This window comes from Paenibacillus sp. P13VS (genome assembly GCF_015143645.1).
Classification (GTDB): domain Bacteria; phylum Bacillota; class Bacilli; order Paenibacillales; family Paenibacillaceae; genus Paenibacillus; species Paenibacillus xylanilyticus_A.
Map to the genome: position 1 here is coordinate 1 of NZ_WYEV01000021.1, position 26,590 is coordinate 26,590.

25 protein-coding genes, 1 tRNA gene, 2 rRNA genes and 1 riboswitch are annotated in these 26,590 nt (G+C 47.0%); of the genes, 18 read left to right on the top strand and 10 right to left on the bottom strand.

The window, feature by feature from the left end:
• From GUA98_RS28200 to GUA98_RS28250, 11 genes are all read left to right on the top strand, one after another.
• Positions 1 to 109, top strand: a 23S ribosomal RNA gene (locus GUA98_RS28200); the annotation flags it as partial.
• A 75-nt stretch (positions 110 to 184) separates the two neighbouring features.
• Positions 185 to 301, top strand: a 5S ribosomal RNA gene (gene rrf / locus GUA98_RS28205).
• Between the two features lie 354 nt (positions 302 to 655).
• Positions 656 to 2,113, top strand: a complete 1,458-nt coding sequence (gene guaB, locus GUA98_RS28210) for an IMP dehydrogenase (protein WP_095293447.1) — start codon at positions 656 to 658, stop codon at positions 2,111 to 2,113.
• A gap of 419 nt (positions 2,114 to 2,532) precedes the next feature.
• Positions 2,533 to 3,921, top strand: coding sequence for a D-alanyl-D-alanine carboxypeptidase family protein (locus GUA98_RS28215; protein WP_415753064.1), 1,389 nt, complete (start codon positions 2,533 to 2,535; stop codon positions 3,919 to 3,921).
• A gap of 324 nt (positions 3,922 to 4,245) precedes the next feature.
• Positions 4,246 to 4,836: a pyridoxal 5'-phosphate synthase glutaminase subunit PdxT gene (gene pdxT, locus GUA98_RS28220; RefSeq protein ID WP_193725101.1), complete on the top strand. Its 591-nt coding sequence runs from the start codon at positions 4,246 to 4,248 to the stop codon at positions 4,834 to 4,836.
• Positions 4,837 to 5,113: 277 nt separating this feature from the next.
• The gene (gene serS / locus GUA98_RS28225) at positions 5,114 to 6,397 is read left to right on the top strand and encodes a serine--tRNA ligase (protein ID WP_193725102.1); all 1,284 of its coding nucleotides are present in this window, start codon (positions 5,114 to 5,116) and stop codon (positions 6,395 to 6,397) included.
• A 148-nt stretch (positions 6,398 to 6,545) separates the two neighbouring features.
• Positions 6,546 to 6,634, top strand: a tRNA-Ser gene (locus tag GUA98_RS28230).
• Between the two features lie 181 nt (positions 6,635 to 6,815).
• Positions 6,816 to 7,157, top strand: coding sequence for a hypothetical protein (locus GUA98_RS28235; protein ID WP_095293451.1), 342 nt, complete (start codon positions 6,816 to 6,818; stop codon positions 7,155 to 7,157).
• A gap of 23 nt (positions 7,158 to 7,180) precedes the next feature.
• Positions 7,181 to 7,357, top strand: coding sequence for a hypothetical protein (locus GUA98_RS28240; RefSeq protein ID WP_193725103.1), 177 nt, complete (start codon positions 7,181 to 7,183; stop codon positions 7,355 to 7,357).
• A 23-nt stretch (positions 7,358 to 7,380) separates the two neighbouring features.
• Positions 7,381 to 7,533 carry a small acid-soluble spore protein P gene (locus GUA98_RS28245; protein ID WP_193725104.1) on the top strand — a complete coding sequence of 51 codons (153 nt, stop codon included), beginning with the start codon at positions 7,381 to 7,383 and terminating at the stop codon, positions 7,531 to 7,533.
• A gap of 269 nt (positions 7,534 to 7,802) precedes the next feature.
• On the top strand, positions 7,803 to 8,897 hold the full coding sequence (locus tag GUA98_RS28250; protein ID WP_193725105.1) for a hypothetical protein: 1,095 nt from the start codon (positions 7,803 to 7,805) through the stop codon (positions 8,895 to 8,897).
• A gap of 84 nt (positions 8,898 to 8,981) precedes the next feature.
• Here the strand turns inward: GUA98_RS28250 and GUA98_RS28255 are convergent, their stop codons facing one another.
• Together GUA98_RS28255 and tadA are read right to left on the bottom strand one after the other, a co-directional pair.
• Positions 8,982 to 9,551 (bottom strand): GNAT family N-acetyltransferase, encoded by a 570-nt coding sequence (locus tag GUA98_RS28255; RefSeq protein WP_193725106.1) that lies wholly within the window; start codon positions 9,549 to 9,551, stop codon positions 8,982 to 8,984.
• Between the two features lie 37 nt (positions 9,552 to 9,588).
• Complete coding sequence (gene tadA, locus GUA98_RS28260; RefSeq protein ID WP_153976455.1) at positions 9,589 to 10,089, bottom strand: tRNA adenosine(34) deaminase TadA; 501 nt, start codon at positions 10,087 to 10,089, stop codon at positions 9,589 to 9,591.
• Between the two features lie 331 nt (positions 10,090 to 10,420).
• Here tadA and GUA98_RS28265 point away from each other — a divergent pair, with 331 nt between their 5' ends.
• Both GUA98_RS28265 and rluF read left to right on the top strand, forming a co-directional pair.
• Positions 10,421 to 12,760 carry an ATP-binding protein gene (locus GUA98_RS28265; RefSeq protein WP_193725107.1) on the top strand — a complete coding sequence of 780 codons (2,340 nt, stop codon included), beginning with the start codon at positions 10,421 to 10,423 and terminating at the stop codon, positions 12,758 to 12,760.
• Between the two features lie 18 nt (positions 12,761 to 12,778).
• On the top strand, positions 12,779 to 13,480 hold the full coding sequence (gene rluF / locus GUA98_RS28270) for a 23S rRNA pseudouridine(2604) synthase RluF (protein WP_153976457.1): 702 nt from the start codon (positions 12,779 to 12,781) through the stop codon (positions 13,478 to 13,480).
• 148 nt (positions 13,481 to 13,628) lie between these two features.
• On the opposite strand, the gene motB is transcribed toward rluF, so the two are convergent.
• Both motB and motA read right to left on the bottom strand, forming a co-directional pair.
• Positions 13,629 to 14,447, bottom strand: coding sequence for a flagellar motor protein MotB (gene motB / locus GUA98_RS28275; RefSeq protein WP_153976458.1), 819 nt, complete (start codon positions 14,445 to 14,447; stop codon positions 13,629 to 13,631).
• The gene (motA, locus tag GUA98_RS28280) at positions 14,434 to 15,234 is read right to left on the bottom strand and encodes a flagellar motor stator protein MotA (RefSeq protein WP_095293458.1); all 801 of its coding nucleotides are present in this window, start codon (positions 15,232 to 15,234) and stop codon (positions 14,434 to 14,436) included. The genes motB and motA overlap by 14 nt, the downstream gene beginning before the upstream one ends.
• Before the next feature lie 235 nt (positions 15,235 to 15,469).
• Here motA and GUA98_RS28285 point away from each other — a divergent pair, with 235 nt between their 5' ends.
• The 3 genes from GUA98_RS28285 to rbsK all read left to right on the top strand — a co-directional run bounded on the left by GUA98_RS28285 (position 15,470) and on the right by rbsK (position 17,350).
• The gene (locus GUA98_RS28285) at positions 15,470 to 15,763 is read left to right on the top strand and encodes a hypothetical protein (RefSeq protein ID WP_095293459.1); all 294 of its coding nucleotides are present in this window, start codon (positions 15,470 to 15,472) and stop codon (positions 15,761 to 15,763) included.
• 261 nt (positions 15,764 to 16,024) lie between these two features.
• Positions 16,025 to 16,321: a 4a-hydroxytetrahydrobiopterin dehydratase gene (locus GUA98_RS28290; RefSeq protein ID WP_095293460.1), complete on the top strand. Its 297-nt coding sequence runs from the start codon at positions 16,025 to 16,027 to the stop codon at positions 16,319 to 16,321.
• Between the two features lie 45 nt (positions 16,322 to 16,366).
• Positions 16,367 to 17,350: a ribokinase gene (gene rbsK, locus GUA98_RS28295; protein WP_193725108.1), complete on the top strand. Its 984-nt coding sequence runs from the start codon at positions 16,367 to 16,369 to the stop codon at positions 17,348 to 17,350.
• 72 nt (positions 17,351 to 17,422) lie between these two features.
• On the opposite strand, the gene GUA98_RS28300 is transcribed toward rbsK, so the two are convergent.
• The 5 genes from GUA98_RS28300 to GUA98_RS28320 form a co-directional block, all read right to left on the bottom strand.
• On the bottom strand, positions 17,423 to 17,782 hold the full coding sequence (locus tag GUA98_RS28300) for a c-type cytochrome (protein ID WP_153976460.1): 360 nt from the start codon (positions 17,780 to 17,782) through the stop codon (positions 17,423 to 17,425).
• 165 nt (positions 17,783 to 17,947) lie between these two features.
• Positions 17,948 to 18,460: a GNAT family N-acetyltransferase gene (locus tag GUA98_RS28305; protein WP_193725109.1), complete on the bottom strand. Its 513-nt coding sequence runs from the start codon at positions 18,458 to 18,460 to the stop codon at positions 17,948 to 17,950.
• Between the two features lie 291 nt (positions 18,461 to 18,751).
• Complete coding sequence (locus GUA98_RS28310) at positions 18,752 to 19,222, bottom strand: C40 family peptidase (protein WP_095293464.1); 471 nt, start codon at positions 19,220 to 19,222, stop codon at positions 18,752 to 18,754.
• A gap of 3 nt (positions 19,223 to 19,225) precedes the next feature.
• Positions 19,226 to 19,363, bottom strand: a riboswitch (cyclic di-AMP (ydaO/yuaA leader).
• Between the two features lie 260 nt (positions 19,364 to 19,623).
• On the bottom strand, positions 19,624 to 20,466 hold the full coding sequence (locus GUA98_RS28315) for a hypothetical protein (protein WP_193725110.1): 843 nt from the start codon (positions 20,464 to 20,466) through the stop codon (positions 19,624 to 19,626).
• A gap of 10 nt (positions 20,467 to 20,476) precedes the next feature.
• Positions 20,477 to 22,468, bottom strand: a complete 1,992-nt coding sequence (locus GUA98_RS28320) for a M1 family metallopeptidase (RefSeq protein WP_193725111.1) — start codon at positions 22,466 to 22,468, stop codon at positions 20,477 to 20,479.
• A gap of 101 nt (positions 22,469 to 22,569) precedes the next feature.
• Here GUA98_RS28320 and GUA98_RS28325 point away from each other — a divergent pair, with 101 nt between their 5' ends.
• A complete protein-coding gene (locus GUA98_RS28325; protein WP_095293467.1) occupies positions 22,570 to 23,073 on the top strand; it encodes a YwhD family protein in 504 nt (167 codons plus the stop codon).
• Positions 23,074 to 23,266: 193 nt separating this feature from the next.
• Here GUA98_RS28325 and GUA98_RS28330 read toward each other — a convergent pair whose 3' ends face one another.
• Positions 23,267 to 25,345, bottom strand: a complete 2,079-nt coding sequence (locus GUA98_RS28330) for a transglycosylase domain-containing protein (protein ID WP_193725112.1) — start codon at positions 25,343 to 25,345, stop codon at positions 23,267 to 23,269.
• Between the two features lie 413 nt (positions 25,346 to 25,758).
• Between GUA98_RS28330 and speE the strand changes: the two genes are divergently transcribed.
• Positions 25,759 to 26,586: a polyamine aminopropyltransferase gene (gene speE / locus GUA98_RS28335; protein WP_095293469.1), complete on the top strand. Its 828-nt coding sequence runs from the start codon at positions 25,759 to 25,761 to the stop codon at positions 26,584 to 26,586.
• Positions 26,587 to 26,590 lie beyond the last annotated feature (4 nt).

Sequence of the window (26,590 nt, forward strand, 5' to 3'; positions counted from 1 at the left end):
ATTTCCCAGTATGTAAGACCCCTTGAAGACGACGAGGTAGATAGGCTGGGGGTGGAAGTGCAGTAATGCATGGAGCTGACCAGTACTAATCGGTCGAGGGCTTATCCAAATTGCAGGTTCTAGTCGCACGTTTCGTTTCGGATCTAGTTTTCAGAGAATAATCTCTGAGTGTATAGCAGCATCGTTTGGTGGCGATGGCGGAGGGGTTCCACACGTACCCATCCCGAACACGACCGTTAAGCCCTCTAGCGCCGATGGTACTTGGACCGAAGGGTCCTGGGAGAGTAGGACGCTGCCAAGCAAAGAACCACTGCCGAAGATACTCGGTGGTGGTTTTTATTTGTTTTTAAAGGTAAATATATGGAAGCTATGTAGTTTTACTTGAAACAAAGTCAAAAAATTTTAGAGGACAAACGCCATTTAAAAACGGATGGTTTTTTTGGCATATTCGGCAGTTGTCCGCTCAAGAAATACAGTTGTATGCATCAGACAGTACACCTGATATAACCAGGCACTTTTCCTTGACAGTCTAAATATCGCTTTGCTAAGATGGCAATAATAAATTTTTCAGAAAACGTATTTTCGGCATAAATACTGCCTGAGATCTTCGGGTTTTGGACCGTAAAGCTGAGCAAACATAAGGAGGAACACCTGCGTGTGGGAAGATAAGTTTGGTAAGGAAGGTTTGACCTTTGATGATGTATTGCTAGTGCCACGGAAATCCGAGACACTGCCTAAAGAAGTGGATGTATCGGTTCGTTTGAGCGATAGTGTAAAACTGAATATCCCTCTGATCAGTGCTGGTATGGATACCGTTACTGAAGCAACTCTGGCCATTGCCATTGCACGTGAGGGCGGTATCGGAATTATCCACAAAAACATGTCTGTTGAACAGCAAGCGGAAGAAGTAGATCGGGTTAAACGTTCGGAAAGCGGCGTTATTACCAATCCGTTCTCACTGACTGCTGAGCACCTGGTGTCGGATGCTGAAGAAGTTATGGCTAAATATCGCATCTCCGGTGTACCGATTGTCGAAGGTGATCAGAAGCTGGTTGGTATTTTGACTAACCGTGACTTGCGTTTCATCCATGACTACGGTATTAAGATCAGTGAAGTTATGACTCGTGAAAATCTGGTTACTGCTCCTGTAGGTACAACCCTGCAAGAGGCAGAAGGAATTCTTCAAAAGCACAAAATTGAGAAGCTTCCTTTGGTGGATGAGTCCAATACACTGAAAGGTCTCATTACAATTAAAGATATCGAAAAAGCTATTCAGTTCCCTAATGCAGCCAAGGATGCGCAAGGTCGTCTCCTGGTTGGTGCGGCAATTGGTATCTCCAAAGATACTTTTGAACGCGCAGATGCATTGGTACAAGCTGGTGTAGACTTGATTACTGTAGACTCTGCGCATGGACATCACATCAACATTATCGAAGCTGTTCGTCAATTGCGCGAGCGTTTCCCGAACTTGACTATTATTGCAGGTAATGTAGCTACTGGTGAGGCTACTCGTGATCTGATCGAGGCAGGTGCATCGGTTGTCAAAGTGGGTATCGGTCCAGGTTCCATTTGTACAACACGCGTTATTGCTGGTATCGGTGTACCTCAAGTAACTGCTGTTTACGATTGTGCTACTGTCGCACGCGAGTATGGAGTTCCAATCATCGCAGACGGCGGGATCAAATATTCAGGTGAGATTACTAAGGCACTGGCTGCAGGCGCACATGCAGTTATGTTGGGAAGCTTGTTTGCTGGAACTGCTGAAAGCCCGGGAGAAACTGAAATCTTCCAAGGACGTAGCTACAAAGTTTACCGCGGTATGGGCTCAATGGCTGCCATGAAACAAGGAAGTAAAGATCGTTACTTCCAGGATGATGACAAAAAACTCGTTCCGGAAGGCATCGAAGGACGTGTAGCTTATAAAGGTCCATTGTCCGATACCATTCATCAGTTGATTGGTGGTCTTCGTTCGGGTATGGGTTATTGCGGAACAAGCAACCTTGAACAGCTCCGCAATGATACAGGCTTTATCCGTATTACAGGTGCGGGACTTCGTGAAAGTCATCCGCATGATGTTCAAATTACAAAAGAAGCACCTAACTACTCGTTGTAATCTGAAGAGAGTTAATCATTTCCAGGACAGGCTTGGCGATTTTCGCCGGGCCTGTCTTTTTTTGCGGATACCCCTGTGATAGAATAGAAAAAGCGGTGACGATCCTTTATCGGATTAGGGCGTTGCGGCGGCTTTTTGACGTGAATCTATGAATCTTGTTTCACATGGAACAAATGCCACGAAAGGTTGCCCAGCTAGATAGAAGCGCGGACGTCCTTTTACATAAGCATTGGATAATGCTAACTAAGTGACAATCGATAATGAAACGTATGGAGCAATGATATTGCTCTTTCGATACAGCGCATAAAAAGCTACTTTTCACAACATCTTCTACGATCGTTAAGGACCAAGAAAAACGCAGCTCAAGCTGCACTGAAGCATCAATTAAGCGGAGCTTCGGAACGAAGGGAGTATTATCATTGAAAGCTAAACAAATGAACAAAAAGAAACGCCAAATGCTCAAAAAAAGCGTAGCCTCGGTTATGCTGGTCAATATGCTCTGCATGTCTGCAGTAATGCCGGTGATGGCTGCTGCGAATGATTCGGGTCAGGTACTGACTGCTGCTGCGACAACAACGAAGACCGAGAAAGCCGTGCAGGTTCCTTCCGTAGACTCACTTGGACTTGAAGTTAGATCTGCCGTACTCATGGAGGCTTCGACAGGCCAGATTCTGCTTAATGTGAATGCGGACAAAGCCATGCCGCCTGCCAGCATGACGAAGATGATGACCGAGTACATTGTGGCTGAGCAGGTCAAGCAAGGGAAGTTTGGCTGGGATGATGTAGTTACGGTTAAAAGAAATGCAGCGGAGAGCATAGGCTCACGTATTTTCCTGGCTGAGGGCGATCAACATACGGTTAAAGAGCTGTATATTGCTATGGCCGTTGGATCTGCAAATGACGCAACAGTGGCATTGGCAGAATATGTTGCCGGTTCCGAAGAAGCTTTCGTGAAAATGATGAATGATGAAGCAAAGCGAATGGGCATGAAGGATACGTTCTTTATTAACTCCACAGGTCTTGATCGTGCGGATATGCCTAAGGACTTCCAACCAGCCGAAGACAAAGAGACAGTTATGTCTGCATTGGATGCAGCAATTCTGTGCAGATATATCATTCAGGATCACCCTGACTACACAGACTTTACAACAATTCAGTCTTATAAATTCCGTCCCAATGACAAAGCTCCAATTATCAACTACAACTGGATGTTGGAAGCGAATAAAGATATAACCAATTTCAAAAGCTACGCCTATGAAGGCTTAGATGGAATGAAAACGGGCCATACCACAAATGCAGGGAATAACTTCACAGGAACGGCTGAACGTGATGGTATGCGCCTGATCAGTGTCGTTATGGGTACCGATTCCGAGCCTGCACGCTTCAGAGAGACGAAAAAAGTACTGGATTATGGTTATAACAACTTCGAAGTGAAGCAAGCTGTCGCTGGCAAAACCAAAGTAACTGGCTGGGAAGCTGTTCCGCTGAAAAAAGGTAAAGAAACGAATGTGCCCGTAGTGACCGACAATGCAGTTAGCTTTGTTGTTCCCAAAGGCACTCAAAACCTGGATGTTACCTTTAAGGCAAACGTAACGGAAGCAGACAAGCTGGTTGCTCCAATTAAAGCAGGTACGAAAGTCGGAACGGTGACCTACAACTATAAGGCAGATGGTATTGAACCACAGGAGAAAACAGTGAACCTGATCACCGCAGAAGAGGCTGAAAAAGGCGGCTGGTTCCGTTTGTTCTTCCGTGCGGTAAAGGACTTCTTCGTTGATCTGTTTGACGGTATCAAAAACCTGTTCTAATGGATGCTATAGGCCATGATTGCCGATCATAGAAGTTTCCGATCTACCTCACCTGAACAAGGACAATAAGCACCAAATTGCGACTCGATGCATTGTGTATTTACAATTTTTCCGGTAAAATATCAAGTTAGAATTCTACGTATAAATCAGCTCAAAAGTCTAAGGACAACCTTGTTAGTTGCACATGTTATAGTGGGAGCGACAACGCATTACATGGACGATAAATGGATTGCTGGAGTGTCCATAAACCTCTGGACACGGATCTCCTAACGTACGGCTTTTGACGTATAACAGGATCGCGGCTGGTAGAAGAGGAGAACGCAAATGAAGATAGGTGTATTAGCACTTCAAGGTGCGGTTACAGAGCATATTCGCAGTGTTGAGCGAGCTGGTGCAGAGGGACTGGTTGTGAAACAGGTTGAGCAGTTGGATGAACTGGATGGTCTGATCCTTCCTGGCGGTGAGAGCACCACTATTGGTAAATTGATGCGCAAATATGGTTTCATGCAGCCTATTCGGGACTTTGCAGCCAAGGGTAAACCGGTATTCGGCACCTGTGCAGGCCTGATCGTAATGGCTGAGCGTATTTCAGGACAGGAAGAAGCCCATTTGGAATTGATGGATATGACTGTCTCCAGAAATGCATTCGGGCGGCAGCGGGAAAGCTTTGAAACAGACCTGCCTGTCAAAGGAATTGATGAAACGGTAAGAGCAGTATTTATTCGCGCACCTTTAATTGAGAGTGTTGGGGAACAGGTTGAGGTTCTTTCCACGTATAAGGGTGAGATCGTTACCGCGCGCCAAGGAAACTTGCTGGCCTGCTCATATCATCCTGAATTGACCGATGACTACCGTTTGCATTCTTATTTTGTAGATATGGCCCAATCATACAAGCAGTCGCTACAGAACCAATAGCGCATATTAGACAACTTATGATACCCCGGTGGATTGGAATACTCCTTCTGCAAGCTGTAAGACTGCTTGAGGAGCTGTATCTGGTCGAATGCCTGATGTTGCCCGTATCTGCTTTATACAGCGGGAATCGCAGCGTAGGGTGTCACAGGGGTTTATAGGTTGTTTTTTTATTGTTGAATATGATTAAGATGAAGTTATACGCGACTCCACAAAGGCTATGTGATAGGCTTAGGTTTATTGATATGTTTTCTGTGAGGTCATTTAGGAGGAGTATATAATGCTTGATGTAAAGATATTGCGGAATGAATACGCCCGTGTAGAAGAAGCGTTAACGAACCGTGGCAAGTCACTCGATCTCATTGCTGGATTTTCCGAGATGGACGCAAAGCGCCGGGAACTACTGCAAGAGAGCGAGACGTTGAAGAACCGCCGGAATACAGTATCCGGTGAAGTTGCCAAGCTGAAAAAGAATCGCGAGAACGCGGATGATTTGATTGTTGAGATGCGTGAAGTTTCTGATCGCATCAAGGCGATGGATGAAGAGGTCCGGGAACTGGAAGCGAAGATCAATGATCTGACGATGGCCATCCCTAACATTCCAAATGAGAGTGTACCTGTGGGTGCCTCTGAGGATGATAATGTAGAGATTCGCCGCTGGTCTGAACCGAAGTCGTTCGGTTTTACTCCAAAAGCACATTGGGAGATTGCGCAGGATCTGGATATCCTTGATTTTGAGGCTGCTGCCAAAGTAACAGGTTCCCGTTTTACGTTCTACAAAGGACTTGGCGCGCGTCTTGAGCGAGCTTTGATTAACTTCATGATGGATCTGCACAGTGATCAGCATGGATATGAGGAGATTTTGCCTCCATATATCGTCAACCGCGACAGCCTCTTCGGAACAGGCCAATTGCCGAAGTTCGAAGAAGATCTGTTCAAGCTTAAGGATACGGAGTATTATCTGATCCCTACCGCAGAAGTTCCAGTAACGAACTATCATCGCGAAGAGATTTTGAATGTGGAGGATCTGCCGAAGCATTTTGTGGCATACAGCTCATGTTTCCGATCTGAAGCCGGCTCTGCTGGACGGGATACACGTGGATTAATCCGTCAGCATCAGTTCAATAAGGTTGAGTTGTTGAAATTGTCTTCTCCAGAAACGTCTTACGAGGAATTGGAGAAAATGACGCAAAATGCAGAACGTGTGCTTCAACTGCTGGAATTGCCATACCGTGTTTTGGCGCTGTGTACAGCGGATATGGGCTTCACTTCCGCGAAAACCTATGATCTCGAGGTATGGTTGCCAGAAAGCAATACATATCGTGAAATCTCTTCCTGCTCGAACTGTGAAGACTTCCAGGCGCGCCGTGCCAACATTCGTTTCCGTAGAGAGCCGAAGGCTAAGCCTGAGTTCGTCCACACACTGAATGGATCCGGACTGGCTGTTGGACGTACAGTGGCAGCTATTCTAGAGAACTATCAGCAAGAAGATGGGACTGTAGTTATTCCTGAAGCATTGCGTCCGTACATGGGTGGAATCAGTGTAATTGCACGTCGTTCCTAACATGGGGAATAGATTTTTATTATGATAAAGCCAACCCAAAAAGCCGTCATTTCAAATTATGACGGCTTTTTTTATTCTAGAGCTTGCTTTTTTAATTGTATATGTGGTATGATCTATTTCGTGGCAAGTTTATAAAACTTCAAATTATGGAGAGGTACCGAAGCGGTCATAACGGGGCGGTCTTGAAAACCGTTAGGGTGCAAGCCCACGTGGGTTCGAATCCCACCCTCTCCGCCATAACAACACTTATAACAGGGACTCGAGCGATAAGCTCGGGTCCTTTTTTGCATCTACATTTTTCTCAATCGAGCTATCTGCCATGGTTATTTATTAAAGGCAACAACAGGCTCGAATTGACTCGGTATGCATGTATAAAATCATCTTGTTCGCCGCACTTTATAGGAGTGGAGGTGGTTAGATGAACCGCGAGTTAAACATAGATCAGACAGAGCTTGTAGGCGCATGGCAGGAGCGTTTGCCGGAAGTACTGAATGTCGGCGATCAGGCACAGGTAATGGCAGATGAAGCCGATCAGAAGGCTATTCGTATTCATATCGCGACTGCAGGACACCAAATGTACTCATTCGATTTCAAATGCGCGTATGTGGACTCCCGTGAGGTCAGTGTGCAACTGATTGATGTAGAACGGGATGGACAAACGACAGATGAGCGTACAGAACCCATCCAGGAGCTGGCTCAGGATTATACACGGCATATTCATGAATGTGCCCAGTCGTTGCAGTCCAAGACAAGAACATAGCCCCAATTGAAGGAGTGATTCAAGTGAGTAAAGCCGAGGCAGGCATTGATAAAAACTTGCAGAATGTTGTTGCTGATCTGGAACAGCCAGCCGTGAACAGCCATCATGCACAGCAAATTCAGCAAGATACCAATGATCGTCGTCATCAGGATTCGTTGAATCATGACAAAACGGAAGATATGAACCCATCCCATTCCTAAAATCATGAAGAGGGGGTATTGGCATGAGCAAACCAAAAGCGATACCTGTACCGGAGGTCCAAGCTGCTGAGCAGCATCGCCGTCCGAAAAAGCATTCATCTGGACAAGAACCGTTGTCGGGGTCCAAAAAAGTAAAAAATCAAAATCATGTGGATCATAACAACCCACAAGGGTAAGAAGAATACCCATCCATTTCAGTATCGTAATTTAAGATATATATTGATGCATATTGAGACCTCCTGTTACCTAACAGGGGGTTTTTGCGTATTCATACATAAATAAAGACCAATGATGATAGGAATTGAAAAGCTAACATAGGTCTTTGTAGCCATTTTAGTGTGGAAAGATCACAAATTTCCCAAATCGTGTTTCCGTTTCAGAATAAATGGTATATCATTGATGTTGAATTATTTTTTTTGGGGTTATCACGAGAGGAGAGAAACAAATGACTAAACGTATGGGGGCGTTGCTTCTAACGTTGCTGTTGACGGTATCTTTGGCTTTGACAGCATGTAGCAGCAAACAAGAACCGAAAGAAGCACTTAAGACGGCTGCGGCCAATGCTTCTAAACTGACTTCGTATGAGATGAGTTCCAATTTCACAATTAATGAATTGAGCTATAAACCTGCAGACGAGTCACAACAAGATCCAACGATGACTCAGTTTATGAGCATGTTGAAGGATGCTCAGTTTAACGTAACTGGCGTATATCAAAGCGAGCCAATGCAAACAGAAATGACAGTTAGCCTTGAGCTCAAAGGTGATATGGGCATGACGTTCACCATTCCAATGGTGATGACAGCTGAGAAGCTTTACGTTAAAGTGCCAAGCATTCCGTTCTTCCCAATTCCGGAAACAGTAGTTGGCAAGTTCCTGGAGCTGGATCTGAAAGAATTGGCTGAGCAAGAGGGTACGGAGTGGAACCCTGATGCTATGGACGCAGCCAAAACACAAAAACTGAGCAATGAAGTTATGGATGCTGTTCTTAGTGAATATGATCAAGACAAATTCTTCAAAAACGTAGATGTTAAGGATGCACAGCTGCCAGAAGGTGTAGATGCCAAGCAGGTAGTGCAATTCTCTGTTACTAACGACAACGTTAAAGAAGCAGTTACTGTACTGGTGACTAAAGCACTGCCTAAAGTGCTGGACATCTTGTCCAAAGAAGAATACCGTGATATGCTGCAACTGAGTCAGGCCGATATTGATCAGGCCAAAGAAGATCTGAACATTACAGAAGCTGATCAGACTGAAATGTCCAAGGATCTGGATCAGTTGAAAGAGACGTTGACCATCAACAAATTCAACATCGATTTCGCTTTGGATAAGCAGGATTTCCCGGTTTATCAAAAGATTGCAGCTGATCTGCTGATCAAACCAGTGGATACCAAAGATGAAGTGAAGTTGGCCTTTACTGGATCCAACACTTACACTAAAATCAATGAGAAAGCAGCCTTCAAAATCAATATCCCTACAGGTGAAAATGTAATTACGATGCAAGAATTCGAGGAACTGATGAATTCTTCTTACGGATACTAAGCTCATTCCAAGAAATGAGTGGAAAAAGCCGCCTCGACTTTTTGTCGGGCGGCTTTTTGTTGTTTTATAGTTTAAATCTGTCTGTTATTGCAGGGATTCCGATAAATCTTCAGCAAGAACGGCATAAATTCGGTGATCCTGATAGCTTCCGTTGATCTTCAGATATTTACGGGCAATGCCTTCTGCCTGAAAGCCGTTCTTCTCCAGTACACGCTGGGAGCCGGCATTAGTGGGTAGGATTGCGGCCTGAACACGATTCAACTTCAAGGCGCGGAAGGCATAGGCAACAGCCAGTTTAACAGCTGCTGTCATACGTCCGCCACCCTGATAGTCTGGATGGATAAAGTAACCCATATCGGCATAATTGGCAACGCCATAGGAGACGTTATTCAGGCTGATTTGCCCAATGAGCAGGACGTCCTTGATGGTGTAGATGCCAAACTGATAACCAGTACCTTCTTCAGCCGCTTTTAGACGGTCCTGAATCCGCCTTGTTTGAGCATCCAGTGTGTAGAACTCATCATCTCGAAGAGGCTCTACAGCTTGGTAGGGAACGCGAGTAACCTGGATCAGATCTAGATAAGCTTGTGTATCGTCAGTGGTAAGTAACCGGAGGCTAATTCCTTTGGGGGTATCATACAGTGTTAATGCCATAGCAGTGCACATCCTCTCAAAATCAAAAGTATAAGTATTACTTCTTGCGTAACCGACGGAAAAATTGGGTCAGCATTGTAGAGCATTCGGGTTGAAGGACATCTGGAATCACCTCGGTACGATGATTGAACCGTGGCTCCTGCAGCAAGTTCATCAAGGTTCCTGCACATCCGGCTTTGGGGTCAGCGGTGCCATATACAACGCGGGGCACTCTGGACTGTACAATGGCACCTGCGCACATAGGGCAAGGTTCCAGTGTCACATACAAGCTGCAATCAAGCAGGCGCCAGGCTCCGATCGTTTCGCTTGCCTGACGAATAGCGACCATCTCCGCATGTGCAGTGGAATCAAGAGTGGTCTCACGCAAATTATATCCTCGTCCGACAATCTGATTATGCTGCACAATGACAGCTCCGATAGGGACTTCCCCAAGTGCCTCGGCTTTTAGCGCCTCAGCAATGGCTTCACGCATCCAGAATTCGTGCTGCTGTTCCTCCGTAAGATGCGAAAGATCAACCGGGATTGGGTGTTCGTTCATTACAGTTAAAGCTCCTTCCAAAGCATTTATTCGGCGAACAAATATTCGTTTGTTAACATGATGTGCATAAGTCTGTGGATAACTACATAGTTGCTCACATAGTTATGAACAGGATATCCACAACCCTGTGGATTTGTGTATAGTTTTAGTGATTAATCTCATTGTAGGCACGGCAAAGACAAAAAACAATGAAATTCGAGCTTTTTAGCCAAGCGGTAACTTTTGGACTAGGGGCATTTATCCTTTTCAAAATCACACACAACCGTTATGATGGAGATAGGTTTTGCCATATATCGCCAAAGGGTACAAGCCGAGAGGTGAACTAAAAAAGTTGTCTATTAAAACGAAATTATCCATGATTATGTCGTGCTCGGTGCTTGTTATTTTGATTCTGAATATTGCGCTGAGTTATTATACGACCGAGGAAAATCTTAGGCAGGACAGTGAAACCAAGATGGTCCTAACGGCCAAACAGATTGCAATTTCTGTCGAACAGAATCAGAATAGTTTGGATTATGTAAAACGCCAGATTGGTAATAATCTATGGCTTGCTTCAGTCATGGCTGCAGAAGAACTCGACCCGGATATTAATAATATCACAAATGAGGAACTTGTACGTTTAAGCAAAAAAGTGGGGGTATCGCATATCTCTCTCATGGAACAAACCGAGGATGATATCGTTGTAACCCGCTCTTCCGATCCGCGCGAAGTTGGTTTATCCACAAAGAAAATGACCTATTGGTATCAAGCCTTTAAGCAATTGTTCGAAAAACATCAGGTTACCATCACTCAAGGGCAAAAATTGGATCATTTTTGGTCCGATGGTTTCGAGTACTCGACATCAAGTCCATCGGATATTGATATCTGGGGTTATTACCATGATGGCAAGAGGAACTACATAATCAATCCCTTCTATAATAATGCTGAAGTTGATGACTATGTGAAGATCTCTGGTCCGGATGAGATATTGAATAAAATTCGTGAAGTGAATCCTTCCATCTTGGAGATCACGGGTATCAATCCATTGACTTTTGGCAGTCCTAACATGAGTGACGATGGAAGGGATAGCAACTACAGCAAGCTGAATAATAGACCGATTCGTTTTGGCACGTATCAGTATGGTACGGCAGATGAGGATCACCGAGCAGTCGTAAGGGCGATCCGAACCGGGCAAAATGTATCGTTTGTCAGTGAAACGCATGAGCAGAAGGTGTTAAAAAGCTTCATCCCCATCTTCACGCCGAATGAAGCATCATATGTCATCAGTATTGTCATGGACTATAAACAAATATCCTCCATGGTATCGGAACAATTGGTTAGTCATGCTTCCATATCGCTGGTGCTGCTGGAAATCGTGATCTTTGGCAGCTATTTGTTAGCAGGATATATTACACGTCCTATTCAATCAATCCTGGGCAAAGTGAATGATGTAGCGGATGGACATTTCGACTTCCGTCTGAAAGTAAGAAGGAAGGACGAGCTGGGTCAGCTGGCCAATCGGATTAATGCCATGATTCGCAATTTGGGTCACTATACCAACCGGTTAAAACAAATGTATGAGGAGAACAGGGCAGTTAAGGAGCATCTGGAATCCATCATTAATCAAACTGCCGACGCCATTCATATTACGGATCTGGATGGTAAGGTCTTGCGTGTAAACCGGGCGTTTGAACAACTATATGGCTGGCGAAGCCGAGAGGTCGAAAACCGCAGGCTGAAGATCATCCCGCCTGAAGCGGAAGAGGAAATGAAGCAGCAGCATGCCCAGCTCATAGAAGGGCTATCCATTACTTCGAATGAAACCGTATGGATGAAAAAAGATGGCACACGGGTTGAAGTTAGTGTCAGTACAGCGCCTGTGCGCGATGAATTAGGTGAAATTACAGCACTGATTAGTGTGTCGAGGGATATCACAAGCCGCAACCGAATGGAAGAGCTGCTCAGACGCTCAGAGAAGCTCACAACCGTAGGTCAACTGGCTGCGGGTGTTGCGCATGAAATCCGTAACCCGCTAACAACGCTGCGTGGTTTCCTGCAGCTGCAGCAGGAGACGAACAAACTGAATCATCGACATCTCGACTTGATGCTGTCGGAGCTGGACCGCATCAATCTGATCGTAGGCGAATTCCTGATTTTGGCCAAACCACAGGCTGTTCACTTCCAGGAGCGGGATATCCGTTTTATTCTCGGCGATGTGATCTCGCTGCTGGATAGCCAGGCACATCTGCACGGGGTTGAATTTGTATTAAATGCATCATCGGATTCAGCTATGGTACACTGTGAAGAGAATCAGTTGAAGCAAGTGTTCATCAACCTGCTTAAGAATGGTATGGAAGCCATGCCGAACGGAGGCAGCATTCGGATTCGCCTTGACCATGACGAGGAATTAAACCGGGTGCGGATTGAAATTAAAGATGAGGGTATCGGGATTCCGGAAGAGATGATGCCGAAGCTTGGCGAGCCGTTCTTTACCAATAAGGAGTCTGGAACAGGGCTTGGTTTAATGGTCAGTCAGCGCATCATTCAATCACATAAGGGCATGATGGATATTAAAAGCGTCATGAACAAGGGCACGACCGTTATCATTGATCTTCCTGCTACCAAACAGCTCCCGGAGAGCGTGGAAGAGGACGATCGGACGGAAGATGCGCTTACAGACGAAGAGAACTAGATGAGGTGAGATTACCTTTTGCGTATTAATAAATTTATTAGTGAAACAGGCTACTGTTCCCGGCGTGAAGCGGATAAATTAGTCGAGAGCGGGAAAGTGACCATTAATGGCGTAACCGCCGAACTGGGAAGTCAGGCGGAAGAAGGCGACGACGTACGGATTAACGGTCAGCCTATCAAGGAAAAAAGAAAACATGTATATATTGCACTCAATAAACCTGTCGGCATTACGAGTACAACCGAGCAGCATATCAAGGGCAATATCGTTGACTTTGTAGGTCACAAGGAACGCATTTTTCCAATTGGCCGATTGGATAAGGATTCCGAAGGGCTCATTCTGATGACCAATGATGGAGATATCGTCAACCGGATACTTAGAGCAGAGGGACGCCATGAGAAAGAGTACATCGTTACAGTTGACCGCCCTGTCACGCCGAGTTTTCTGAAGGGGATGAGCACGGGCGTCAAAATTCTCGGTGAAATGACGCTGCCCTGCACCGTCACTCGAATCTCTGAGCGAGTATTCCGGATTATACTGACCGAAGGGAAGAATCGGCAGATTCGCAGAATGTGCAGTGCCTTTGGTTACGAGGTGCGTAAATTGAAGCGTGTACGTATCATGAATATCCATCTGGGTGACCAGGCTACTGGGAAGTGGAGAGAGTTGACAGCTGCGGAGAAGTCTGAATTGGGCAGCCTGCTGAACTACTCTCTGGAATAAATCGTTTAATTCATGAAAGCTCTGCATATCTTTTCGGAAGAAAAGAAAGCAGAGCTTTTTTGATATCATGGTGACTAAACATTTACACATCAAAAAGACGTTTTCCTCTACCGGAGAGAAAAACGTCCTGTTGAACTTGCATTCACTTCTAGTTTACTGGATTAACTGCTTTCACAGTCGAATTGTTGCTTTGATACTTCCGGATAATAGAAACCTCTACACGGCGATTCTGAGCCCGTCCAACATTGGTCTGGTTACTGGCAACCGGGTGATACTCACCATACCCGCTAGGTGTGAACTTCGCAGGGTCCAGTGCGTCGTTCAACAAGAGGATTTTGAGGAAGTTCAGTGCGCGATCCGCACTTAGATCCCAGTTATCCTTATATTGGCTGTTCGAGATGGGAATATTATCAGTATGGCCAGATACAACCACTTCATATTGCGGGAACTCCTGCAGCATGTTGGAAATGGCTTTTGCCAGTGATCGCGATTCAGGCTTCACATCTGCTCGCCCTGAAGAGAACAGAGCGTTATCACTGATGGTAATCTTCAGTTCAGATTGATTCAGCTTGGTGTTGAGTTGGTCCGATAGCCCGTTTTTGCTAATGTATTGGTCCAGTTGTTTCTTGAGTTTTTCCAGATCTTCCTGCTCTTTTTGAGCCATCTGTGCATCTGTAATCTGAGCAGATTTGTTCTTGGTGATCTCTTCAGGCACCTGTTTGTTTTTGCCCAGGTCGGTTGTGGCTTCCGTAGGGTTCATGGATGTATGATCCAATACACCTGCGCCGCCATTCAGTGCACTGCTTAGTGCCGAGGCCATCTGTTCGAACTTGGCTGCATCGAGAGAACTCATGGAGAACAACGTAATAAACAGGGCAAGCAACAGTGTCATCAAGTCAGAATACGGGAGCAACCAGCTCTCGTCTATATGTTCTTCATGCGGCTCGTGTTTTTTAGCCTTTTTCACCTGATGATCCCTCCTTCTCTTCCAGCTGTCTACGTTCGGAAGGTGTCAGGAATACAGATAATTTTTGGTTGATGGCAATGGTGGATACACCGGATTGAATGGATAACAATCCTTCAACCATCATCAGCTTGATCTCCATCTCTTTCTTGGACATCCGCTTCAACTTGTTGGACATCGGGTGCCACAACACGTAACCACTAAAAATACCAAGGAGTGTAGCAATGAACGCAGCCGCAATCGCGTGAGATAGCTTTTCCATATCACTAAGGTCGGCCAGGGCTGCAATCAGACCTACAACGGCCCCGAGAACCCCGAGTGTTGGAGCGTACATCCCCGCTTGTGCGAAGATCAATGCTCCGCCGCGGTGACGCTCTTCGGTGGCATGGATATCTTCCATCAAAACATCACTAACAAATTCCTGGTCGTTGCCGTCAATAATCATGCGCATACCGCTGCGAAGGAATTGATCGTCAATCTCTTCGACTTTTGATTCCAGTGCCAGCAAACCTTCACGACGGGTAGTGGAAGCCCATTCCATAAATGTGCCGATCAGTGAAACACGGTCAATCAGTTGCTGCTTTTTGAAGAGTACCCCAAAAAGCTTGGGGATTTTTTTAACTTCAGACATTGGAAATGCCATGAAGATTGTTGCTGCTGTACCAACAAAGATAATAACGTAGGCTGCCGGGTTGTTAACCAGATTGATCAGGGGAGCACCCTTCAGGAACATCCCGAGAACAAGTGAAACCAGCCCTAAAACTAGTCCGATAATCGTTGAAATTTCCATCATACACCTCATCCATGAGATAAAATTGAATCCTTTCAAGCGGCTGTATTCGGGCTTCCGGGCGAATGTTTGGCCGCAATCCGTTTAACCTATGGCATTTTTTAGAAATGCTGTAACAGCTGAAACGGTCATGTATAGTATTTATCGACCAGATGCCCTTTTTTTTTAAGGGTTATTTTCAGGTATAATAAGAACAAATCAGCTCTTTAGGGGCCAAACAGGAGTGAAAAAGCCAATGGGCGTAAAGCATGGACGGGATTATGAAGGAATATTGACAGATTTGACACAGGCGATCGGCCGCATTCCGGATCGTTATGTTTTTTTCGAAATGGATGCAGAGGATTGGTCCCGTTTGGGTGAAAACGAGCAACTCGAAGTAGACGAAGCTCTGGCAGAGGACTTGTTCTATGCGCTGGGCACAGAGTCGGTCATTCCTGTAGGGAGTGGTGTGGTTATTCATGACAAGGAGCAGCACCGCATTCATATTCTGATTGGGGAAGAAGAATTGACATTTGTACCCCTAATCTAGGGCCGAATATAAGGGGAATTCTAGCGTGGAAACCGGAAGGGGAAACGCCTGGAAGCCTTACGGCTATTGGCTCTAACGCCATTTACAGTATTGGATTTTGAGTTCCGTACGTGGTAAGATGAGAGTCATGAAACGGGCGAGCCGCAGAGCGGCTAACCTATGACGGTTGGGGTTACTGTGGTAGCACCAAGGTTTCGGATGGCATGAGGGACAGGGTTAGAGACTACCCTTGTGCCGTCTTTATGGGGAGGAAGATAACGTATGGTTTTTACGCAAGAAGAAGTCGAAGCTCATCTGGGAAGGCTGGAAGGCTGGGAACTGGAGGAGGGACGGTGGATTGTCCGCAAGTTCGTATTTTCCAACTACATGAAAGGGATTGCATTCGTGGATGAGGTCGCGGCGATCTCGGAAGCATTTAATCATCATCCTTTTATTACGATTGATTATACAACGGTTACGCTGCGTCTCACGTCGTGGGATGAGGGTGGAATTACATCTGTAGATATTAAGGAAGCAGAGCAGTTTAACGAAACGTTTGAGAAAATGAGGACGACATAGCCGGGATCGGTTATCGTTGTGCTGCCAAGAAATGAGGAAGCATACATGTCAGACATGAATCAGAATAAGCCTCTGATCGCGGTTGTAGGCAGTCTCAATATGGACCTCGTGGTGAAGACCGATATCATCCCGGAAGAGGGAGAAACGGTAAGCGGTGAGGAGCTTCACTATCTGGCGGGAGGCAAAGGGGCTAACCAAGCCGTTGCTACTGCACGTCTGGGTGGACAGACTACGATGATTGGAGCAGTGGGTTCAGACGGTTTTGGGGAACGCTTGCTGCACAGTCTGACGGATAGTGGGGCAGATGCCTCGCAGGTTCGTGTATTGGAAGACACTGTAACAGGTACAGCATCGATCTGGCTCTCCAAGGGAGACAACCGGATTATCGTTATTCCTGGAGCGAATGGACAAGTGGTGCCGGAGATGCTGGAAGAGGCGGATACGGTAAAAAGCCTGACTGCAGCCGCAGCGGTGCTGCTGCAGCTTGAGATCCCGCTGCCAGCGGTCACCCGCGCCGCCGAACTGGCGGCAGAAGGCAGCGCACTGGTGGTGCTCAACCCGGCTCCAGCGGTGCCGGGTCTGCCCCAGGAGCTCCTGCGGTGCGTCGACGTGGTCACGCCGAACCGCAGCGAGCTTGCCGTGCTTACCGGCCGGGATGATCTCCGGCCGGAAGACGTGGATGCGGCGGTCGCAGAGCTCGCCGCATCGCTCGGGGCCGCTGTCGTCACGACGCTCGGCCCCGAGGGGGCTGTGTACGCGGCAGCGCCAGGCGGCCGCGTACAGGCAGGGCGTGCCGGCGCTTGCCGTGCGCCGGGCTACGCCGTAAGCGCCGTCGATACGACCGGCGCTGGCGATTGTTTCAACGGCGCGCTGGCGGTAGCTCTCGCGCGCGGGGAAACACTGGACGCGGCAGTAGGCTATGCCATGGGAGCGGCCGCGTTATCCGTAACGAAGCTCGGCGCCCAGTCGGGGATGCCGTATGCACGTGAAGTGGAAGCCTTTTTGGCAGAACACGCAGCCAGAGGCTGAACGATATGACGAAGAGGCCCGTACCATTCCGTAAGGAAAGGCAGGGGCCTCTTTGCTGTGTATCTCATTTCCTTATTTCTTCTCAGCCAGCCACATCGCGATATTGGCAATTTCCTCGTCCTTCAGTTTGTCCTTGAAGGAAGGCATGCCGCCGCCTTTACCTTTGACAATGGTAGAGTAGATCTTCTCCACATCATCCTTGCTGCCGATGTTTGCTAGTGCAGGTCCTACGCCACCTTGAAGCTGGTCCCCGTGACACGTGATACAATTGGTTTTGACCAGTGCTTCAGCCTGTCCGGCATCCATTGCCACTTCAGGCATGGTTGGTTTCGCTTCTTCAGCCACTTCCTCTTTCCCTGGAAGCGTAAACATTAATACAATAGCCAATGCGCATGCTGCAAAAAATACCCCGCTCATGATCCATTTGTGCATCCGTTATGTCCCCTCCAGAATGAAAGATCATCTAAACTGAAACTGTCCATATCATTATAACGGAACCTGTTAAGACATCATAGCATTTTGTGGTAATTTTTTGAACTAATCACATAAACGGGCATGAATTTCTTTGGCTTACGCGGTTTAAGGGTTAGTTTAAGATTAGCGGGGTCCTTCATAGACCATGCAATAAAAAGGCATCAAACCGCTTGGTGTCTGTCGTTCATACGTATCCTGGGTGACAAATCCAGCCTTGTGATAAACCCGGATAGCCCGCGTATTCCAGGTGAGCACTTCGAGATCGATCTCATGACTAGGGTTCCGCCGAATGGCTTCCTTCACGATCGCAGAGACGAAGGCAGTACCGTGACCTTGTCCACACTGTTCAGGGTGCATGCCAAGCCCAATTCGCGTCACGCCTTCAAGAGGAAAGAATTGAACGAATCCGCAAAGCTGATCCTGCTCTCCGAGTACAACTGCATATTGCTCTTTTCGAAGCTGCTCATCGCCGAATTCAACCTCCAGCGCCTTCATCTGTTCCCAGGGCAGCCAGGTATAGATGTTATAGGGTGGTTCATATGTCCAGCTGCAGATCATTGCTGCATGTTCTTCCAGCATCGGCACAACGTGAAACGTTACAGAAGCTTCATCCACACCACTGCACGCTCCTTTCATTGTGAACAAGCTACTTCTAGTCATACGCTAATTGTTGATAACATATGTCATTTCGTATTTAATCCTGATTTTACTCTACAAAAGAGGAGGGCATTTGGCAAGGTTTTGCTCCCTTGAAAAAAAGTGAAACAAAAGTTCCTGGAATTTCGTTTATATTACAGTAGGATGGGTAAAAACATCATAAGGGCACGGACGAAGATGCACAAAAAAACCGCCGGATACATTCCTGCGGAGAATGTACCGGGCGGTTGATTTATGCTTCGTTACAGTATGATGTTGCTCAGCTTGTCCCTAGTCGAGGGCCAGTGACTCATATGCGTCCGTGCTCATAATCCGTTTAGCGCCAACATAGCGGTTGGCCCAGTAGTTCTCACTCAAAGAACTAATCGTAACTCCTTTGGAAGACGAGGAGTGTGCAAACTTACCTTCACCCACGAAAATCCCTACGTGTGAAACCCCTTTACCCGTTGTATTGAAGAATACCAGATCGCCTGGTCTCATTTCCATGCGGGATACCGAGTCACCCATGTCGAATTGGGAACTGGATTGACGAGCCAAATCGATGCCCAGCTTTTCGAATACATACCGTGTGAATCCAGAGCAGTCAAAGCCGTTAAGCGTTGTTCCACCACTTTTGTATGTAGTTCCCATTGCTGAATCAATTACTTTATCCATTTTTGAATCTGCGAATGCGCTGCCTGCTCCAAGTGATAGTGCGAATGTTAAGCTGAGGACAGCTGCTGTTAATTTCTTTTTGAACAAGAGATATACCCCTTCCAACGCCTGCGAGGTTAGCTTAAGGATTCGGTTGAAGGTCCCCTATGATCCCTCTGTAGCAAGATCAATTCACCCATAACTGGTTCCCCCGCTTCCCAGGTGCCAGGAATTTGGCTATGCTAGTTGTGCACCTGCGAAATCAAGAAATGACGATTTAATTTTAAGTAGTTACAATTCATGAGGTAAAGATTACAAAGTTGTTACTAAAAACTCACTGCGATTATTGTAACAGAGGAGTAAGCCTTTGGCAACGTTTAACAAGAAAATTAGCAAAAAAAACCTCGACCTTTGACGGGGAAAGGTCGGGGTTTGTTTTTGTAAAGCGTTAACATTGACATAAGTTTACATGGAGATGGTAACAATTTTTGCGCGGTTCATTACACTTTTTAACCTTTGGTGGACTTGGACTGCCACAGACGGAAATGAGCACATATCTTCCATATATCGAGCAAACATCTGGCGAGCGGATAGGTTTGTTGCAGGATGAGACCGATGAGACCTGTCAGGAACCACGACGCAGATGTGAAAGTACCGAAGATGAGCAGATGAATTCCTCCCAGAACCACTGCGATACCGATGAGAGGAAAGATATGACGCAAGGCGAGTAATAAACCCAAAAATGTACCTTTTACCCCGCCCTGATCCTCGGGAGCTGTAGCGCCAAACTGCATATATAACAAAGCATGATGTATGATCCATCCATATACGATCCATCCGGCTACATATGGAATGCCTGGCAGCAGCAATTGAAGCGAGTGGAATCCATCCAGAAAGATACTATACAGCTTGGGGATCAGCCAGTACGCAGGCAGCAGCAATAATAGCGTTTTAATGAAATGAAGCAGCATCATCGGTTTCCACAGTGCCTTGATCCCACGTACAAAAGGAACACGTTCTTCTGTATGATTGAAGTGTTGTAATGAATAGAGCAGCCCTGCCTGGATGAGAGGGGTAATCAGCATGCGGAGCAGGAGCATGGCCCCAAGTATCCATAAATAGCGATGCACCTCGGGATGGGTAGACAGATTGAGCTGGCTTTCCATTTTGAATAAAATGGTACTCAGCTCCCCGGCGTCAGGGTCCGGATAGCGCAGCAGCAAGGGGATGACTGCCGATTGCACCATTTTATAAATGAAGTAACCCCACACCAGCTGATAGAGAAATAAAAGTGCCACAATGAACATATGCTGACGGACGAGAAACCAGCCCTCACGTATTTTTGCTTTCACTGTCTCCACCTCACCATGACAGACCTCCGAATATAGCTTCAATAAGTTTGGTTACACTCATGCTCCAGCGGAACTTGGATGGTTCATCCAGACCGGCTTTCAAAAAGTTGTTCATATGACGGTTTTCCAGCACAACGGTATATAACGGATCGGTCATGGCCCAGGATACAGGCGAGCTGTACGTTAACTTGTACGTAATTCGACCGTTACTGCCATCCCATTCCTTGGCGACGATGTGTCCATCCTCAAAAACGATGCGTACGGGTACCTTCTCGTAGTCGCTGCCTTTCTTTACTAAGGTTACCGATGATTCGTACAACGTTTGACCATCTTTCTCAACAGGCTTGACCTGGATATTCTCCACGGCGAAGTCGGCCATTCCGTCCCCATATACGTATTGATTAAAATAATCAGACCAGGATTTACGGGTCACTTGCTCCACGACCTTTTGGAAATCGGCCGAAGTGGGATGTTTGAACCGATACTTTTTGACATAAGTTGAAAGAATGCGTTCCATCGTTTTGGTGCCTACTTGTTGTTCGATGCCCAGCAGCACAAGCTTGCCCCTTGTGTAAACATTGGCTGCGTAATGATTCTGGGAATCAAACTTCCAGGACTCCTGCGTGAGTGAGGCAGGCGAAGTAATTAAGCCGGATTGAACGGGCAGATTCGGAATAAGTCCGTATTCCTGCTCCATCAGTTTGTCTTCTGCGTAAGAGGTGAACCCCTCATCCAGCCAAGCTTCTTCAAATTCATTGCTGGCTACCATACCATAGAAGTACTGATGACCAATCTCGTGTACAACCGTGCGTTCCAGATCGTAGCCTGGTGTAGCGTCATCCGCGCCGAAGGCTGTAACTAGGGTAGGATACTCCATGCCGCCTGCTCCATTGCCTGTTTTTGGAGGTACAATAATCGAGAGCGTGGAATACGGATATGGACCAAACCACTTGCTGTAATTCGAAAGAGCTGCTTTGGCCGCATAGAAGTAACGTTCCTTCAGATCCTGGTGGGCTGGGTCCAGATAGAGCTTGATTCGTACACCTGGCACGCTGGGAGCGGAGAAGGGTTCTTCTGCATAAACAAAGTCAGGTGAGGCTGCCCAGGCGAAGTCGTGTACATCATCAGCATAGAATTGATAGATCTTTTCGCCATTTTTAATAACAGCCTGCTTCGTTGGAAACCCGGTCGCGGCAACCTTGTATGTTTCCGGTACCCGAATACGCACACTATAGATGCCAAAATCCGCATAAAACTCGGAATTCCCGTGATACTGATGCAGATTCCAGCCCTCAGCCGTACGCCCTCGCGTGCTTGCAGGCTCGTATACACTGAGTTTGGGGAACCATTGGCCCGCCATAACGAAGTTTTCAGCGGTTCCCATGCGGGCAAAGATTTTGGGCAGCTTGACCTCAAACCGGGTGTGCAGTGTAATGGTTTCCCCGCCCTTGACCGGTTTGGGTAATCTCACCTTTATGAGCGTTTTGTCTTTCATGTTTCCGTCATCCGGCTGTACATACTGCATCCGGTGCAGGAGGGAAAGCCCGTCCTCTGTTTTCATCTCCGTAATATTCATGGAGCCGTAACCGTCCGTTGGCATCACATCACCGCGAAGCTTTCCGCCGGATTCCTTCATAAATGTGGTGTCAGTAGAAGAGAATGCATTGGGGTATAGGTGGAAATAAATTTCGCTGACTGTTTTTTTACCCGGATGAGTCCAGGTCAGCGTCTGCGTTCCCTCCAAAACATTGCCGTCTACCAGCTTCACATCCATGTGATATTCCACCACGCGGTTGCTGAACACCTCAGCAGTAGGTGTCTGTACACTTTCTGGAGGTGCCGGAGTTTGGACCTTTGCCGGAGGCTTGCCCAATTCCGGGGCGAGCGTTGGCAAGTCGGATGTCGTAGAACGAGTGTGATCCAGAGTGATCCATATGGCTCCGGTAAACACACACAGGGCCAGAATTGCAGTAAGCCAGCTCTTGGCGCGTAGTGGAATCATCGTTAAATACCTCCCGTTGACAAGCATCTACAGCATGTATATGTTTGCAATGGGGCGATTATTAGTTAAAATATTTGTATCAACCCTTGGAGGCTATAACTATGGATCAAAACGAGCAAAACGGCAAAAAACAGATTGCCTTGAATATCGTAAGTGCCAAGAGCAAACATAAAGGTTTCGGTGCAGGCTCCATTGATCTGAACAACCTGTCGCCGGTTATTATTGATAATGGCGAGGCAAAGATTGATATTGGTGCCATGCATGCAAAGAGCAAGGTAGAACGTGGAATTAAGTTTTCGACGAATCGGGAAGATGTACCTAACGGTCGCCAGGTATGGCTGGTTTGGGTAGCTGTGGACCGCACGGAACAGGGACAGTTATATGGCGGAGCAACAGCGTGCGAGATGTGGATTGATACCGAGGCGAAACGAGGATGGAAGCTGCTGGCTGACCATGTAAACCGGATGGATTATGCAATGAAGCGCCGCTTCATGCTGGATGAGCTCGGACCAGAGGATCGTGCAGCTCTCAAGAAGCTGTTGATTACACACAATGAAGAGTGGTGGAACGCTTCTCCGGATGAACTAAAAGAAGCACTTTCCTGATAAAAGCCTTGTATGCTGTATCCTTTAAAAGGAGCATGAAAAGCCCCGCAACCGAAATGATCGGTCGGGGCTTTTGCTTTACAAGTGGGAAGAGGTTTTGAAATAGTGAACAAGACTGACCTGCAGAAAGAACCTGAAGCCGGTCAATCACAGTGACGCAATTAAGTCATTATCAAGTCGTTACGTAGTTGCGTCATTCTACCCACCAACGTTTAAAGTCTCTCCACCACGAATGCTTCTCTTCCTGGATTCCATCTTGATTCTGTACCTCACGACTTTCTTCATTCTTTTTCGGGTCAGTATTCTCCGTTGCCCCGCTACAGGTTTCTGTCGGTTCTGTGCCGTCAATGAAAACCTCAAGCCGTTTCTCTTCACAGCCATTACCCGCCAGTTTTCCGGACTCGGGATCAATATAGACACTGACCACATGATCGGGAACAGGGAAGATCTTAGGCGGTACACTCGCAAGAGCCTGTTCTGTAAATTGGGCAAACATCGGTGCTGCGCGGCGTCCATCCGACGTGGAGATGGCTTTGCCCTGATCATAACCGACCCATACTGCGGTCGAGAGTTCTGGGGTGAAGCCAACCATCCAGGCATCCGTATTGGTCGTACCGGTTTTGCCTGCTACGGGGCGCTTAATTGTGGTAGCAACCCGGTTCCCTGTACCGCCATTTTCGAACACACTTTCCATTAAACGTGTCAGTACATATGCTGCGGCCGGTTCTACCACATTCTCTGCCTTGGTTTGTGGTGCTTCATAGATGACACGTCCTGCTGCATCCGTCACCTGCAGAATGGCGACAGGAGGCGTCCGCTGTCCACCTGCAGCAATAACCGAGAAGGCAGAAGCCATCTCCAGTGGGCTTACGGGCGAGGTACCCAAGGCGAGAGAAGGGACAGCGCTCAGATTGCTTGTAATCCCCAGGCTTTTGGCCATATTCACAACCTGATCCGGCCCAATCTGCATTATCGTATTGACCGCATAGATATTGTCCGAAGCGGCAATGGCCTGCCTTAGATCAATTTCCCCCAGATACTTGTCGCCGAAATTGCCAGGTTTATAGGTCTTGCGATCATTGTCATAGTGAAACAGGGTTGGTTCACTATTGAAGATGGATGCACTTGTCAGCTCTTTGGATTCCAGTGCAGCCAGATACATAATAGGCTTAAATGCAGATCCTGGCTGGCGTGTCGTCGCCAGCACATGGTTGATCTGATTGTTCCGGTAGTTTTTGCCGCCTACCATAGCCTTAATATAGCCTGTACGAGGGTCTATGGACACGAGAGCTGTCTCCAGTTCACTGCTCGGGTCCATGCCTTTGGCTACAGCGTCTTCAGCTGCCTTTTGCACACGCAGATCCAGAGTGGTGTATATATTTAGTCCTCCATGGTCCAGCATGGCTTCACTAATGCCCAGCTCCTTGACTGCAAGGCTGCGAATGTAATCCCGGAAATAGGGCGCGCTTTCTACTGTTTTTCGTTCACTTTCCGGTTTAAAAGACAGCATTTCCTCATAAGCCTTGTCCGCTTCGGCTTTGGTTATCTTGCCGATATCGACCATGGCAGCCAGTACGATCTTCTGCCGATCCTTCGCGTTCTTCATATGGTTATATGGAGAATAGTAGGTGGGGCCTTTTGGAATGCCTGCGAGCATGGCGCTTTCCGCCAAATCAAGCTGTTTGGCTGATTTGCCGAAATACATACGCGAAGCTGCTTCAATGCCGTAGGCACCATGACCATAATAGATTTCATTGAGATACATTTGCAGAATTTCATCTTTGCTGTACTTCATTTCAAGCTGTGCCGTGTACATGGCCTCTTTGGCCTTGCGAGTCCAAGTCTTCTCATGAGAAAGATATAGATTTCGCGCAAGCTGTTGCGTGAGGGTGCTGGCACCTTGGGACATTTTCATATGCTGCAGGTTAACGAGCACGGCCCGTCCCACCCCTTGAATGTCAAAACCATAATGGTCGTAGAATTTGCGATCCTCAACAGCCAGAGTGGCATTGACCAGGTCTGGTGAGATGTCTTGTAGCTGCACGGGTACAGAATCCTTGCCGCCTGCAGAGAAGGTGGCGATGACTTCGCCTTGGCTATCCAGCAGTCTTGAGTTGCGATCCGAATCAGCTAGGGGTAGGCTGGTCGCATATAGATACACCAATCCTGCAATCGTCGCAATAACGCCGAGAACAGCGAGCAGAGAGAGGCTTTTAATCCATTTTAATAAACGGAACCCGCGTTTGCGGGTTTTCTGGCGATGTTGAGTCATGGAACGGGCTCCTTTCTTCTTTTCTTCCCAGTATGGGATTTCATGGACAGGGATATTCAGTCTGCCGCGGAACAGTTTAAAATGTAGCATTTCTGCAGAAAAAACCGTTTTGCAGGATAAACATCTATCGCGTATAATGCAAAAGGGTAATGAAAAGTAGCAGTTCGGCACAACATACAAAAAGGCACAGAAAGACGAACAGCACCAATTGTCATTGATTCGTTGATCGGTCAGACGCTTAGCACGCTGTGGTCAATTTAATCTATATAATGAAGTGAACGCGGACCTTTCCCGCAGCCAGCAACCCTAATGCTTTGGCGCCGAACGCTGGGCGTGCTTGTGCGAACCGGGCGGCGTGCAGCGCCATGCTTGATATGGCTGATCAATAACTTTACGGAAAGAAGGTAGAGATCATGGAATTGTGGTTCACGGAGAAACAGACCCCGGCATTCGGGATTACCGCGAAGATTAAGCAGACATATGTAAGCGAGAAGACGGACTTTCAGGACTTGGCTATGGTAGAAACCGAGGAATTCGGTAACATGCTGCTGCTTGACGGTATGGTGATGACAACTGTGAAAGATGAGTTCGTATATCACGAGATGGCGGCTCACCCTGCCCTGAACACTCACCCAAATCCGAAAAAAGTGTTGGTTGTAGGTGGTGGTGACGGCGGCGTTATCCGTGAAGTCATCAAACACGCTGCGGTAGAAAAAGCAGTTCTCGTCGAAATCGACGGTAAAGTTATTGAGTATTCCAAAAAATATTTGCCTGAAATCGCCGGTAAACTGGACGAGCCTAATGTTGAAGTGCTCGTGAATGACGGCTATATGCATATTATTGAACATAAAAATGAGTACGATGTAATCATCGTGGATTCCACGGAGCCTGTAGGTCCGGCTGCACCACTGTTTGAACGTGGTTTTTATCAAGGGATCCATGAAGCATTGAAAGAAGATGGCATCTTTGTCGCACAAACCGACAACCCTTGGTTCAAAGCAGACCTGATTCAAAAGGTAAACAAGGATGTGAAAGAAATCTTCCCCATTGTACATGTATACGGCTGTAACATTCCAACGTACCCAAGCGGTCTGTGGACATTCACAATGGGCAGCAAGAAACATGATCCACTTCAAGTGGATGAGACTCAAATTCCAGAGATGGACACCAAATACTACTCACCACGTTTGCATAAGGCAGCCTTTGTACTTCCTAAATTCGTGGAAGACTTAACGAAATAAAGGG

Excerpts from the sequence above, each read along its gene's own strand:
- GUA98_RS28285 (WP_095293459.1), top strand. The coding sequence starts at position 15,470 with ATGGGCGTAAAGCATGGACGGGATTATGAAGGAATATTGACAGATTTG.
- GUA98_RS28320 (WP_193725111.1), bottom strand. The coding sequence starts at position 22,468 with ATGATTCCACTACGCGCCAAGAGCTGGCTTACTGCAATTCTGGCCCTG.
- rbsK (WP_193725108.1), top strand. The coding sequence starts at position 16,367 with ATGTCAGACATGAATCAGAATAAGCCTCTGATCGCGGTTGTAGGCAGT.
- GUA98_RS28250 (WP_193725105.1), top strand. The coding sequence starts at position 7,803 with ATGACTAAACGTATGGGGGCGTTGCTTCTAACGTTGCTGTTGACGGTA.
- pdxT (WP_193725101.1), top strand. The coding sequence starts at position 4,246 with ATGAAGATAGGTGTATTAGCACTTCAAGGTGCGGTTACAGAGCATATT.
- motA (WP_095293458.1), bottom strand. The coding sequence starts at position 15,234 with ATGGAAATTTCAACGATTATCGGACTAGTTTTAGGGCTGGTTTCACTT.
- GUA98_RS28305 (WP_193725109.1), bottom strand. The coding sequence starts at position 18,460 with ATGAAAGGAGCGTGCAGTGGTGTGGATGAAGCTTCTGTAACGTTTCAC.
- GUA98_RS28325 (WP_095293467.1), top strand. The coding sequence starts at position 22,570 with ATGGATCAAAACGAGCAAAACGGCAAAAAACAGATTGCCTTGAATATC.
- GUA98_RS28290 (WP_095293460.1), top strand. The coding sequence starts at position 16,025 with ATGGTTTTTACGCAAGAAGAAGTCGAAGCTCATCTGGGAAGGCTGGAA.
- GUA98_RS28300 (WP_153976460.1), bottom strand. The coding sequence starts at position 17,782 with ATGCACAAATGGATCATGAGCGGGGTATTTTTTGCAGCATGCGCATTG.
- speE (WP_095293469.1), top strand. The coding sequence starts at position 25,759 with ATGGAATTGTGGTTCACGGAGAAACAGACCCCGGCATTCGGGATTACC.
- GUA98_RS28330 (WP_193725112.1), bottom strand. The coding sequence starts at position 25,345 with ATGACTCAACATCGCCAGAAAACCCGCAAACGCGGGTTCCGTTTATTA.
- GUA98_RS28235 (WP_095293451.1), top strand. The coding sequence starts at position 6,816 with ATGAACCGCGAGTTAAACATAGATCAGACAGAGCTTGTAGGCGCATGG.
- GUA98_RS28255 (WP_193725106.1), bottom strand. The coding sequence starts at position 9,551 with ATGGCATTAACACTGTATGATACCCCCAAAGGAATTAGCCTCCGGTTA.
- serS (WP_193725102.1), top strand. The coding sequence starts at position 5,114 with ATGCTTGATGTAAAGATATTGCGGAATGAATACGCCCGTGTAGAAGAA.
- tadA (WP_153976455.1), bottom strand. The coding sequence starts at position 10,089 with ATGAACGAACACCCAATCCCGGTTGATCTTTCGCATCTTACGGAGGAA.
- GUA98_RS28245 (WP_193725104.1), top strand. The coding sequence starts at position 7,381 with ATGAGCAAACCAAAAGCGATACCTGTACCGGAGGTCCAAGCTGCTGAG.